The following is an 11,430-nucleotide window of genomic DNA, read 5'->3' as shown; positions in this document are numbered from 1 at the left end:
GCATGGTCAGGCCGCGAGTCGTCGCCCCTCGCCGTCGCCGCTGTCATTGGCGGGCCGCTCCGTCCGGCGCGGGCGCGCCGCCCGGCTCGCGGACATTTGCCGTCCCCAGCGGCGGAAGACCGGCCAGCGCGCCAGCATCGAGGAGGACAGGACCGTAGCCATGGTCAGTTCGGCCAGCCCGCCCCATTCGATCGTCGAGACGATCATCACCAGATCGCCCATCGACCCCGCCGCCCCGCCGAGCATGCGGATCTCGTCAATCTCGAACCAGATGGCGAACCCGATCAGCGCCACCCCCAGCGCGATCGTCGCCCAATGCCCCGGCCGGACCCGATTCAATTGCCGCGCCGGGGCCTCGACCAGCAGGCGCGCCAGCCAGCGGCTTATCGGCAAGGTCGGGCAGCAGCGCAGCAGAATCGTCAGCCCCAGAAGCAACAGCGCGGTCGTCTCCACCATCATCCCCCTTCGATCCCCCTGCCGCCTCCACGTCCCTTTGCGGGGATGGTGGAACCGGTTTTCGCGACCGTCCCACTATGGAGACGAAACGGCGATTTACCAGAGGCGTGACGGCGGCGCCCGCTCGCGTCTATGCTCGTGCCATGACCCTGCGCAGCGCCCTGTTCCTTCCCGCCTCCAATCCCCGCGCCATCGCCAAGGCGCGGACGGTCGACAGCGATGCGGTGATCCTCGACCTGGAGGATGCGGTCGCCCCCGATGCCAAGGCGGCCGGGCGCGAGGCGGCGGTGGCCGCGGTGCGCGAGGGAGGCTTTGGGGACAGGCTGCTGGTGGTGCGGACCAACGGGCTCGACACCCAGTGGGCGGCGGACGATCTCGCCGCGCTCGCCGCCGTGCGTCTGGCGGCGGTGCTGATCCCGAAGGTCGATGACGTTCCGACCCTGGCACGGGCGCGGGCGGCGCTGGGGCCGGGCGTGCCGCTCTGGGCGATGATCGAGACGTGCCGGGGCATCCTGTCGCTGGGCGCGATCGCACAGGCCGCGCGCGAGGTCGGGCTGACCGCGCTGGTGGCGGGCACCAACGATCTCGCCAAGGAGATGCGCCTGCCCGCGCCGCCGCCGCCCGAGGCCTTGCTGCCGTTGCGGGTGCAGATCGTCGTGGCGGCCCGCGCGGGCGGGATGATCGCGCTCGACGGGGTGTGCAACGCGCTCGATGCGCCCGAACGGCTGGCGGCGGAATGCGCCGAGGGGCGGCGGCTGGGGTTCGACGGCAAGACGCTGATCCATCCCAACCAGATCGACGCCGCCCATCGCGGCTTCGGCCCCGACGAGGCTGAGATCGCCTGGGCCCGGCGGATCGTCACCGCCTTTGCCGATCCCGACCAGGCGGCGCTGGGCGCGATCCGGCTGGACGGGCAGATGGTCGAGCGGCTCCATCTGATCGAGGCGGAGCGGATATTGGCGCTGGCGGGCGTGGTGTAGCGACTATCTCCGCCTTCCCCGTGCCGGGGAGGATTACGGCGGATCGACATTTACTATTGCTTCTTCTTCCCCTCTCCCCTGGACAGGGGAGAGGGTTAGCGAAGCTTGCCAGCCTGCTGGCTAGCGCAGCTTGGGTGAGGGGTTGAGCGAGCCCAAAGGCTCGCGCGCTCGCTTCGCGAGCGCCCACCCCTCACCCAGCTCCGACTAAGCCTTTGCTTTCGCAAAGGCCAAGTCTGCGCAACCCTCTCCCCTCTGCGAGGGGCGAGGGACGGAAAGGTGTCGCCGAATGTCGATTGGCCCTAGGGGACGCTGGCCTCGCGCTTGCGGTCGGCATTGGCGGCGCGATTCTCGCGGACGCGCTGGGCAAAGCAGCCGGTTGCGCCGCCCGCGCCGACCGCCGAGCAGCTGCCGATGCTGTTGACGCCGACGCCTTCGTTGGTGGTGCCGGTCGCGCGGACCGCCCAGCTTTCATTCTCGGGCGTCACCTGGAGCTCGCGAAGCTCCTTGGGCACGCGGAACTGTTCCTGCGCGCTGCGGCGGACGCAGACGACGATCTCGTTGCCGTTATTGTCGGTGGGGCAGCGTTCGTTGCCGAACAGGGTCAGCACGCCGTTGATCGGCGCGTTGCGCGACACCTCGCCCGGCGCCTGGGCAGGCTTGGGCTTGACCGCACCGGGCGCGGCGACCGGTTGCACCGGAACCTGCTGGATCGGAGCCGGCTGGATTGGGGTCTGCCGGACGGGGGCCTGCTGGGCCGCGACCGGGCTCGCCGCCGCGATCACGCCCAGCCCCGCCAGCATCGCCCCGCGCCACGTCCGCTCGACCATATCCTCTCTCCCACTCACCCCGTGTCAGATCCGCTTGGCCGCCGCGATCGCGACCTTGCAGCCCGCCCGGATCAATCCGTACAGCACCGGATAGGCGATCGCCTCCTCCGCGCCCGCGCCCAGCGCATGGTCGCGATGCTCCAGTTCCTCGGCCTGGAAATCGGCGATCGCCTCGGACAGTTCGGGGTCGCTGTCGCCCAGCTGGTCGAGCTGGTCCTGATAATGTTTGTCGATCTCGGTCTCGACCGCCGCGGTGCACGCCATCGCCGCCTTCGGCCCGATCGCCGCCGTGATGGCGCCCAGCGCGAATCCCGCCTTGTCCCAGAAGGGCTGGAACAGCGTCGGCCGCACCCGGCGCTCGGCGATCATCCGGTCGAAAAAGGCGCGGTGGCGCTCTTCCTGCTCGGCCATGTGGTGGATGGCGCGGGCAAAGGGATGCCGGTCGCCCAGCACCGCCAGCTGCCCCGCATAGATGCGGGTCGCGCCATATTCCCCGGCCTGGTCCACCCGGACCATTGCCTTCATCGGTTCGCGCCGGTCGCCCGGCATCCAGCGAAGCTGGCTCATCGCGCCTTCCTCATCAACATCAGGATCGCCGCCGCGCCGCCCAGCGAGAAGATCGCGTTGAACCCGGCCAGCGAAATGCCGCCCAGCGTCCATTGCGCCACGTCGCAGCGGATGACCGGCGCATGCATGATCGCATTCAACCGATCGGTCGCGCTCAATCCGTTCAAGTCCACCGTCGAGGTGCAGGCGGTGAAGCCCTGCCACCAGCCATATTCGACCCCGGCATGCGCGACACCGATCGCCCCCGACACCGCGATCAACAACGCGGCAAGGATGACAAGCGATCCCCGGATGCTGCGCTGGGGCACTACAAAGGCGAGCAGCGCGGGCACCAGCGCGGCATAATGCGGCCAGCGCTGCCAATGGCACATCTCGCACGGATACAGCCCGCCGATCAGCTGGCTGCCCCACGCCCCCGCCAGCAAGGCGGCGGGCAGCAGCAGCGCGATCCAGTTGGCGCGGCGTTCGCTGCGGGTACGCGGGGTCGTCATGTCACTTCACCGGCGGCTTGGTGGCGGCGGCGACCTGCGCGGCCCCGCCCAGCCGCGCGATGGTCTTCAGCGCATAATAGAGCTGGAAGTCCTCGACCCCCTGCTTCTTGAGCGCATCGGGGGTCATCGCGAAGCGCGGATCGGTCTTGGTATCCTCTTCCAAGATCGCATTGTCGGCCTTCACCTCGTTGATCAGGTGGCGGCGCAGATCGGCCTCGCGGAAAACGGGCCGCGTCTTGTAATCGGGATCGGAAATCTGCGGCACCTTGATATCCGGCTCGATCCCGCCCTCCTGCACCGACCGGCCCGAGGGGGTGTAGTAGCGCGCGGTGGTCAGGCGCAGCGCGGTTTCGGGGCCGAGCGGCAGCAGCGTCTGAACCGATCCCTTGCCGAAGCTGCGCTCGCCCATCACCAGCGCGCGGTGATGATCCTGAAGCGCGCCCGCGACGATCTCGGAGGCCGAGGCGGTGCCCGAATTGGTCAGGACGATCACGGGCAGGCCATGCGCGTCGTCGCCGGGCTTGGCGTAATAGCGTTCGATGTCCGATTTCTCGCGGCCGCGCTGCGACACGATCTCGCCATGATCAAGGAAGGCGTCGCTGACCGCGATCGCCTGGGTCAGCAACCCGCCGCCATTGTCGCGCAGGTCGACGACATAGCCCAGCGGCCGATGGCCCAGCGCCTTGTCGATCGCCATGATCGCGGCGCGCGTGTCGGCGCCGGTGTTTTCGGAGAAGGTGTTGATGTTGATATAGCCGACATCGCCCTTGACCTCCCACTTGACCGGGCGCTGGACGATGACCTCGCGGGTCAGGGTCAGTTCCAGCGGCTTGTCGCGGCCGGGGCGGACGATGGTCAGCCTGATCTTGGTGCCGGGCTTGCCGCGCATCTGGCCGATTGCCTCGTCCAGCGACTGGCCATAGACCAGCTTGCCGTCGATATGGGTGATATAGTCGCCCGACTTGATGCCTGCGCGGCCCGCCGGAGTATCTTCCTGCGGCGCGATGACCTTGATCGCGCCGTCCTCCATCGAGACGGTCAGGCCCAGCCCGCCATAATTGCCCTCGGTCTGGATCTTGAGATTGTCGAAATCCAGCGCATCGACATAGCTGCTATGCGGGTCGAGCGCGGCCAGCATCCCCTGGATCGCGCCCTTGATCAGCGTGTCGTCATCGACCTTGTCGACATAATCGGCCTTGATCCGGTTATAGACGTCGAGGAAGCGGTCGAACTGCCGCACGGTGGAGCTGTCGACCGCCGCCATCGCGGAGGTCGTGATCGGCACCATGGCCAGCGCGCCGACAATGGCAGTAGCAGTCAGAAGCGGACGTTTCGGCAGCAAACGGGGCATCGAGGGTCCTGGACCAGAAAAGCGGACCGCCTGTGTAGCGGGAAGCCGTTCCCAATCAAAGCGCAACCGTGCTGAACGAGGGGTGAGCGGTGGGATGCCGGACTCTCCTTGTACCGAACGCCCATAATGGCGGACTGCAATCGCCCCCGACCAAATGCCCTGCCCCGATATGAAAGGGATCGTTCCATTTCCCTAATTGAGATGGCCGATCGTAAATTAGTTCATCTCTGTGACGATATCATTCGCCAAGTGCATCATCGCCGCTACGGAATGATCGTCTGTCTGCCGGATATGCAGACTGCTGGTGCGCCCATCCGGACCATACCATTGTACCGCCGACATCGACTTTCCGCTTGCGTCCTGGAGCCGGATCAACGTCGCAGGATAACTACCAACCGACGTGTTTATGCTGTTTTGAGGCACCCTAACGACAATGCCCGCCGCCACGTTATCGGCCTCCCTGAATATCACCCTTCCTATTTCCGGATAATCTGAGAATACGCGAGTTATACCAGACCAGCCACGCCTTCCGCTCGGCGTCCTCTCTAAAGACCTCAGCCTATCGGTTTCTGCATAAGCATCACCTCTTAAATACTTTCCATCATAATAATATCCTGCAAACTTCGCGCTCTCCAGATTCGTGCCAACTACAGACAACGGCACTATGTACGAATCCTCATCATTGGCCAGGTTATCCGGACCTCTAAAAACTTTCTCCGCACTAAAATTTCTATCAATGTCGATGACGCCTCCTATTGGCACCACCTTGATTTTTGTTGCGCTTAACGCGGGGGCGCCAACAACAGACACAATATGAACACCGGGCTTAAGCCCCCCTGCCGCAGCGCGATTGAGATCCCTGATGCGCTGAACGGACTCAGCAACCATGGCTTCCACTTGAGATACACTGAGCTTTTCGCGTTTTGCGATTCGCTTTATTCCAGCCCTCGCCTCTTCTGCAGAGAGCTTTTCATTCTTCGAAAAATCCTCAATTACCTGGATAGTATTGATCCTTGAGGATTCCCGCTCAATTCCGCTAAATTTGAACAAACAGAGTAGGATCACTGCTACGGACGCCGCCGTCATTGCCGATTTCACTTTCATGGGGCCCGCTCTCCTACAGGTTACACCCAATGGCAAAGCTGTCGCCATAGAAGGTGACCCCAAATTCATCGGTCCACCGGTGAAGGCCGCTGACCGTCCAAAACGGACCTCCAGGCGACCCCATCCCTTCACCCCAATCAATCGCCTTGGCAGCGTTATCGCCCATTCTCACATCAAATATCGTATGATTATCAGGCTCCACCCCATTCCATACGTGATGGGAAGATGCGCCAATCTCTGGATATGTCTGCTGGGTCCAGTCCCATGTGATCGACTCGTTGTTTCCGCAATTTGCTCTACTAATCAGACTCATTGCGGGCGCCTGCGAGGAAGCAAAGAGCGCAATCATACAAAATGCATGAGGAATAAGTCTCATCATTATTTCCTATCCCTGATCGCACGGCGCAAGTTTAAGTACTATAACAATAATTATCTCCGATTCACCAATTAGCATATCAAATGCCTCTTGGCAAGAAGAAGATAAGCTTTTGACAGTTGCAAAATATAATGAAATCAACAATCTTGTGGGGAAGTGAAAGCAAACAGTCGGATTTATATTAGAGAGGATTCTGATCAGTCTGGATCATAACCACAGGAGGTGAAGTAGTTGGCGCATTCCTGTGGTTGGAACAGATCGACCAACCTGCCGATGAGGGACCACAAGCCCGACACGGTGCGTTCGCCGGCCCTGCGCAGCATAGCCTTGAGGCGGGCGAAGGCCTTCTCGATCGGGTTGAAGTCGGGACTGTAGGGCGGGAGAAACATGAGGCGGGCGCCTGCGGCTTCGATGGCTTCACGGACGCCGGCACGCTTGTGGCTGGACAGGTTGTCCATGATGACCACGTCGCCGCGTCCGAGGTCGGGCACGAGAACCTGTCGGACGTAGGCCTCGAACCAGTCGCCGTTGATCGGGCCGTCGAGCACCATCGGCGCGATCATGCCGGTCATGCGCAGGCCAGCGACCAGCGTGGTCGTCTTGCGATGACCATGTGGGTAACCCATCCGCAGCCGCTCGCCCCGCCGGCAGCGGCCGTGGCTGCGGGTCATATTGGTCGCCGTCCAGGTCTCGTCGATGAAGACGAGCCGCGCAGGGTCGAGGTCGAGCTGGCCATCAAACCAGTCCTCACGCGCACTCAGGACGTCGGCGCGATCCTGCTCGATCGCATGCCCGGTCTTTTTTTGCGCGTGATCCCGTGACGGGCAAAGAAGCGGTGCAGCGTCGAGATCGCCACCGTCACGCCCGCCTGACCCAGCTCGCGACGCAGCTCGTCCAGCGTGATGTCGCGACGCGCTTCGTGCAGCGCCAGGATCGTGGGCGCATGCGCTTCGATCCGCCGCGACCGCGTGTCCCCGCCCTGCGGCTTGGCGGCATAGGTGCCCGTGCTGCGGCGCTGGTCGTGCCACCGGATCACCGTCGCGGCCGCCACACCGAACCGCACCGCCGCAGCCCGGCAACTCATCCCCTCGTCAACCGCGGCCAGCGCTCGCGATCGTAGATCCATCGACAACGGCTTGCCCATCAATGCCGGCCTCCATCCAGCCAGCACCGTGAATCAGATCAGCTCGGCCATGGGAATCCCCCGTCGACTCAGGTCGGCCGGAAAACGCTCTAGAAGGCTCTCACCCCAGCAGCGCGGTGATATCCATCGGCCGCCCGTCGCGGCGAAGCTCCACCGTCACGCGCGGCGCCATGCCCCCGCGCCCCTGGCCCGCCCGGCCCAGCACCGCGCCCGCCGCGACCCTCTGTCCGACCCGCACCGCGATGCCGCCCAGCCCGGTGACGAGGCTGGTCCAGCCCGCGCCGTGATCCACGATGACGATCCCGCCATAGCCGCGAAACGGCCCGGCATAGCGGATCTCGCCCCCGGCCGGCGCGACGACCGGCGCCTGCGGCCCCGTCGCCAGCGTGATGCCGCGCGCGCGCACGCCCGCATCCGAAATCTCGCCAAAGCCGCTCGCCACCCGTCCGGCGACTGGCAGGCGATAGGTGCCCGGCGGGATCGCCGGTCCCGCCGCGCCCGGTGCCAGGGGCCGCGCCACCGGGCCGGGCAGCGCCAGGAGTTCACCCGCCGTCGCCTGCGCCTCGCCACGCTCGGCCATGCGGTCGACGATGTCGCGCGCCGCCTCGCCCAGCGCCAGGGCGCGATTGGCCTCGTCCACCGCGCCGCGCCCCAGCGTGTCGGCCCGTCCGCGATGCACCGCCTCCAGCCGGGCCAGCGCCTGACGCTCACTCTCCAATTTCGCGGTGGTCGCCGACAGCGCCCGCGCCGCCAGTCCCGCCTGCGCCCGGATTCGCCGGGTCGTTGCCAGCTCGGCGCGCACCACCGCCGATCGTTCTGCGATCACCGGCGCAATGGTGCCGAAGACCGCGCGGACATGCGCGACATCGGCGACCGAGCCCGGCTGCGCCACCGCCGCGATGGGGGGCCGCGCCGCCATGCCCTGCATCGCCGCCAGCAGATGCGCGAGCGGCGCCTGCGTCCGGGCCAGCCGCGCCTGTTGCTGCGCCAGCAGCCCCGCGACCAGATCGACCCGCGCGCGCGCCGCACGCACCTCCGCCTCGGCCGCCGCGACGCGTGCGGCCATGGCCCGCTCGCGCGCCTGGGCGATGGCGGCGGCATCGCGTTCGGCATCGGCCTGTCGTTCCAGCGCCTGGGCGCGCGCCTGCGCCGCCGCCGCGCCCGCCCGCGCATCGGCCAGGCGACGCTGGTCGGCGGCGATGTCGGTCGCGCCGAGCAGCGCCAGAGCGGCCAGCGCCAGAGCGGCCAGCGCCAGAGTCGCATGCCGCCGGGCCACGCCTATCCCTCGCGGTGATAGGGGTGGTTGGCCAGGATGCTGGTCGCGCGGAAAAGCTGTTCGGCCAGCATCGCCCGCGCCATCATGTGCGGCCAGGTGGCGCGACCATAGGAGATGAGCAGGTCGGCGCGCGCCCGGTCCTCATCCTCGAACCCGTCCGCCGCGCCGATCATGAAGCGGCACTCGCGCACGCCGTCGTCGCGCCAGCGCTCCAGCCGACGCGCGAAGTCCATCGAGGTCAGGTTCTCGCCCTTCTCGTCCATCAGGACGAGGCGCACCTGTCCCTCCAGCGGAGGAATTTTTCCGCCGGTGTCAGGGAGTTCGGTGATCCGGGTCGGCCAGCCGATCCGCTTGATATAGCGGTCGACCAGCTCGGCCTCGGGCGAACGGCCGATTCGCCCGCGCGCGACGATATGCAGCAGCACGGGCGAAACCCCTGGGCGTCAGAGGTTGCGGTCGGCCGGGCTGGCGGGGGGAGTCGGCGCATCGCCGAACGCCCACATCCGCTCGAGATTGTAGAAGGTCCGCACCTCGGGCCGGAACAGGTGGACGATGACGTCATTGGCGTCGATCAGCACCCAGTCGGCGGTCGGCAGGCCTTCGATCCGCACCGAACGGCCGAACTCGGCCTTGATCTTCTCGGCGAGCTTCATCGCCATCGACGCGACCTGCCGGGTCGACCGACCGCTGGCGATCACCATGAAATCTGCGATCGACGACTTGCCCGCCAGCGGGATCGAAATCGTCTCCACCGCCTGGTCGTCGTCGAGCGAGGCGAGGATCAGGCGATGCAGCGCCTCCACCTCGGCAGGATCGGACGGACGCGGCGATTGGGGGGAAGTGGCCAAGTTAGCTCCTGTTCAGGGGACGTTTCGGCCCATATGCCGAAACCAGTCCGGATCGCGGGCCCGAAGGCCCGTGGCGGAAGTCGGGTCGGGGCGGAAGCGCAGCAGCACGAAGGCTGGCAAACTCCACATCGTCCAGTTCTTCGCCTGGCCCGGACGCCTCTGGAAACGCCTGAACCAGCCCAGCGCGGGTGTCGCGTGGGCGGCGGCATTGTACCCCGGACGGCCGATAACCGCAATCGGGATCGCGCGCGCAATCGATCGCCATCCGCGCCACCGGTGAAACTGCCGCAGATTGTCCTCGCCCATCAGCCAGATGAAGTCATGGCCGGGGTAGCGCCGGGTGATCGCGCGCACGGTGTCGAGGGTATAGCGGGTGTGCAATTCCCGCTCGATCGCGCTGGCCCGGATCGGCGCGCGGCGCGCCATCCGCTCGGCCGAAGCCAGCCGCGCGGCGAAGGGCGCCATGTCCCCCGCCCCGTCCTTCAGGGGGTTTCCGGGCGAGACCAGCCACCACACCTCGTCGAGCGCCAAAGCGCGCATGGCGTCCAGCGAGATGCGCCGATGCCCCCGATGGGCGGGATTGAACGACCCGCCGAGCAGTCCGATCCTCATCCCCGCGCGTCGGCGCGGATCTGGCCCGTGCCTCGGCCAACCCATTTATACGTCGTCAGCCCCTCGAGCGCGACCGGCCCGCGCGCGTGCAGACGCCCGGTCGCGATGCCGATCTCCGCACCCAGCCCGAACTCCCCGCCATCGGCGAACTGGGTCGAGGCGTTCCACAGCACGATCGCGCTGTCCACTTCGGCCAGGAACCGCTCGGCGACGGCTTCGTCCTCGGCCACGATCGCATCGGTATGGTGCGACCCGTGCGCGGCGATATGCGCCATCGCGCCCGCCACGCCGTCGACCAGCGCGACGCTGGCGATCGCATCGAGATATTCGGTGTCCCAGTCCTCCGCGCTCGCCGCCTCCAGGCCGGGCACGATCTCGCGCACCGCATCGTCGCCGCGCACCGTACAGCCCGCATCGATCAGCGCGGCGACCAGTTCGGCGGCGTGGCAATAGGCGCGGTCGATCAGCAACGTCTCCATCGCGCCGCAAATGCCGGTACGGCGCATCTTGGCGTCACGCACGATCCGTGTCGCCATCGCATGGTCCGCCGAGCCGTCGACATAGACATGGTTGATCCCGTCGAGATGCGCGAGCACCGGCACCTTCGCCTCGGCCTGGACCCGCGCGACCAGGCTCTTCCCGCCGCGCGGGATCAGCAGGTCGATCAGCCCATCCGCCGCCAGCATCGCGCCCACCGCCGCGCGGTCGGTCGTGGGAACCAGCTGCACCGCGTCCGCCGGACCGCCCGCCGCCGTCCAGCCACGGGCGAAGGCGGCATGGAGCGCGCGGTTGCTGTGCACCGCCTCCGAGCCCCCGCGCAGGATCGCGGCATTGCCCGCCATCGCGCACAGCGCGGCGGCATCGACCGTGACGTTGGGACGGCTTTCATAGACGATGCCGATCACCCCCACCGGCACGCGGATGCGCGACAGGTTCAGGCCGTTGGGCCGGGTCCGCTCGTCGATCCGCTCGCCGACCGGATCGGGAAGCGCTGCCACCGCTTCGACGCCCGCGACGATGCCCGCGATCCGCTCCTCGTCCAGCTTCAGCCGGTCGAGCATCGCCGGGGACAGACCGTTCGCCGCGCCAGCCGCGACATCCTGCGCATTGGCGGCCAGGATCGCCGGGCTGTCCTGACGAATCGCCAGCGCGGCGGCGCGCAGGGCCTGCGCCTTGGCGGCGGTCGGCATCTGCGCCAGCGTCTGCGCGGCGGTGCGGGCGCGGCGGCCCATGTCGGCGATCAGGGCGGGCATGTCGTGATGGTCGGCCATGGCGCGGCGGTATCATGGTCGGGCGGCGGGCCCAAGCATGGGAATCTTGGCCGGTGGAAAGAGCGGGCCGCGCCCCTCCACCATGCTGCGCATGGTCCCCCTCCCCAAGCCCGGCTTGGGGAGGATT

The 11,430-nt window shown here is 66.9% G+C and carries 14 protein-coding genes; 1 reads left to right on the top strand and 13 read right to left on the bottom strand.

Features of this window, described 5'->3' with window-relative positions:
• Positions 1-6 precede the first annotated feature (6 nt).
• Complete coding sequence (locus QE385_RS13880; RefSeq protein WP_307102787.1) at positions 7-459, bottom strand: hypothetical protein; 453 nt, start codon at positions 457-459, stop codon at positions 7-9.
• Positions 460-599: 140 nt separating this feature from the next.
• On the opposite strand from QE385_RS13880, the gene QE385_RS13875 reads away from it, so the two are divergent.
• Positions 600-1,436, top strand: a complete 837-nt coding sequence (locus QE385_RS13875; protein WP_307102786.1) for a CoA ester lyase — start codon at positions 600-602, stop codon at positions 1,434-1,436.
• 299 nt (positions 1,437-1,735) lie between these two features.
• On the opposite strand, the gene QE385_RS13870 is transcribed toward QE385_RS13875, so the two are convergent.
• The 12 genes from QE385_RS13870 to QE385_RS13815 form a co-directional block, all read right to left on the bottom strand.
• Positions 1,736-2,263 carry a hypothetical protein gene (locus QE385_RS13870; RefSeq protein WP_307102784.1) on the bottom strand — a complete coding sequence of 176 codons (528 nt, stop codon included), beginning with the start codon at positions 2,261-2,263 and terminating at the stop codon, positions 1,736-1,738.
• A 24-nt stretch (positions 2,264-2,287) separates the two neighbouring features.
• The gene (locus QE385_RS13865) at positions 2,288-2,830 is read right to left on the bottom strand and encodes a demethoxyubiquinone hydroxylase family protein (RefSeq protein WP_307102782.1); all 543 of its coding nucleotides are present in this window, start codon (positions 2,828-2,830) and stop codon (positions 2,288-2,290) included.
• A complete protein-coding gene (locus tag QE385_RS13860) occupies positions 2,827-3,321 on the bottom strand; it encodes a disulfide bond formation protein B (RefSeq protein WP_307102780.1) in 495 nt (164 codons plus the stop codon). The genes QE385_RS13865 and QE385_RS13860 overlap by 4 nt, the downstream gene beginning before the upstream one ends.
• A 1-nt stretch (position 3,322) precedes the next feature.
• Entirely contained in the window at positions 3,323-4,672 is a 1,350-nt protein-coding gene (locus QE385_RS13855; RefSeq protein WP_307102778.1) for a S41 family peptidase, read from the bottom strand.
• 216 nt (positions 4,673-4,888) lie between these two features.
• Positions 4,889-5,776 carry a hypothetical protein gene (locus QE385_RS13850; protein WP_307102776.1) on the bottom strand — a complete coding sequence of 296 codons (888 nt, stop codon included), beginning with the start codon at positions 5,774-5,776 and terminating at the stop codon, positions 4,889-4,891.
• Between the two features lie 13 nt (positions 5,777-5,789).
• Positions 5,790-6,155 (bottom strand): hypothetical protein, encoded by a 366-nt coding sequence (locus tag QE385_RS13845; protein WP_307102774.1) that lies wholly within the window; start codon positions 6,153-6,155, stop codon positions 5,790-5,792.
• Positions 6,156-6,349: 194 nt separating this feature from the next.
• A protein-coding gene (locus QE385_RS13840) for an IS630 family transposase (protein WP_307098127.1) occupies positions 6,350-7,296 on the bottom strand; the annotation gives its coding sequence in 2 pieces (ribosomal slippage) (positions 6,350-6,960 and positions 6,960-7,296; 948 coding nt in all).
• A gap of 100 nt (positions 7,297-7,396) precedes the next feature.
• The gene (locus tag QE385_RS13835; protein WP_307102772.1) at positions 7,397-8,572 is read right to left on the bottom strand and encodes a murein hydrolase activator EnvC; all 1,176 of its coding nucleotides are present in this window, start codon (positions 8,570-8,572) and stop codon (positions 7,397-7,399) included.
• Between the two features lie 2 nt (positions 8,573-8,574).
• A complete protein-coding gene (locus QE385_RS13830; protein ID WP_307102770.1) occupies positions 8,575-8,997 on the bottom strand; it encodes a 23S rRNA (pseudouridine(1915)-N(3))-methyltransferase RlmH in 423 nt (140 codons plus the stop codon).
• An 18-nt stretch (positions 8,998-9,015) separates the two neighbouring features.
• Positions 9,016-9,420: a ribosome silencing factor gene (gene rsfS / locus QE385_RS13825; RefSeq protein WP_307102768.1), complete on the bottom strand. Its 405-nt coding sequence runs from the start codon at positions 9,418-9,420 to the stop codon at positions 9,016-9,018.
• Positions 9,421-9,432: 12 nt separating this feature from the next.
• A complete protein-coding gene (locus QE385_RS13820) occupies positions 9,433-10,032 on the bottom strand; it encodes a nicotinate-nucleotide adenylyltransferase (protein ID WP_307102766.1) in 600 nt (199 codons plus the stop codon).
• Positions 10,029-11,303 (bottom strand): glutamate-5-semialdehyde dehydrogenase, encoded by a 1,275-nt coding sequence (locus QE385_RS13815; RefSeq protein ID WP_307102764.1) that lies wholly within the window; start codon positions 11,301-11,303, stop codon positions 10,029-10,031. The genes QE385_RS13820 and QE385_RS13815 overlap by 4 nt, the downstream gene beginning before the upstream one ends.
• Positions 11,304-11,430 lie beyond the last annotated feature (127 nt).

The organism is Sphingomonas sp. SORGH_AS_0950, from assembly GCF_030818415.1.
Taxonomy (GTDB): Bacteria; Pseudomonadota; Alphaproteobacteria; order Sphingomonadales; family Sphingomonadaceae; genus Sphingomonas.
This window is presented reverse-complemented; position numbering and strand designations above follow the sequence as displayed.

What these genes read in the sequence shown, in the direction of transcription:
- QE385_RS13845 (WP_307102774.1), bottom strand. Translation starts at nt 6,155, where the DNA reads ATGATGAGACTTATTCCTCATGCATTTTGTATGATTGCGCTCTTTGCT.
- QE385_RS13880 (WP_307102787.1), bottom strand. Translation starts at nt 459, where the DNA reads ATGATGGTGGAGACGACCGCGCTGTTGCTTCTGGGGCTGACGATTCTG.
- QE385_RS13855 (WP_307102778.1), bottom strand. Translation starts at nt 4,672, where the DNA reads ATGCCCCGTTTGCTGCCGAAACGTCCGCTTCTGACTGCTACTGCCATT.
- QE385_RS13870 (WP_307102784.1), bottom strand. Translation starts at nt 2,263, where the DNA reads ATGGTCGAGCGGACGTGGCGCGGGGCGATGCTGGCGGGGCTGGGCGTG.
- QE385_RS13815 (WP_307102764.1), bottom strand. Translation starts at nt 11,303, where the DNA reads ATGGCCGACCATCACGACATGCCCGCCCTGATCGCCGACATGGGCCGC.
- QE385_RS13860 (WP_307102780.1), bottom strand. Translation starts at nt 3,321, where the DNA reads ATGACGACCCCGCGTACCCGCAGCGAACGCCGCGCCAACTGGATCGCG.
- QE385_RS13865 (WP_307102782.1), bottom strand. Translation starts at nt 2,830, where the DNA reads ATGAGCCAGCTTCGCTGGATGCCGGGCGACCGGCGCGAACCGATGAAG.
- QE385_RS13820 (WP_307102766.1), bottom strand. Translation starts at nt 10,032, where the DNA reads ATGAGGATCGGACTGCTCGGCGGGTCGTTCAATCCCGCCCATCGGGGG.
- QE385_RS13875 (WP_307102786.1), top strand. Translation starts at nt 600, where the DNA reads ATGACCCTGCGCAGCGCCCTGTTCCTTCCCGCCTCCAATCCCCGCGCC.
- QE385_RS13850 (WP_307102776.1), bottom strand. Translation starts at nt 5,776, where the DNA reads ATGAAAGTGAAATCGGCAATGACGGCGGCGTCCGTAGCAGTGATCCTA.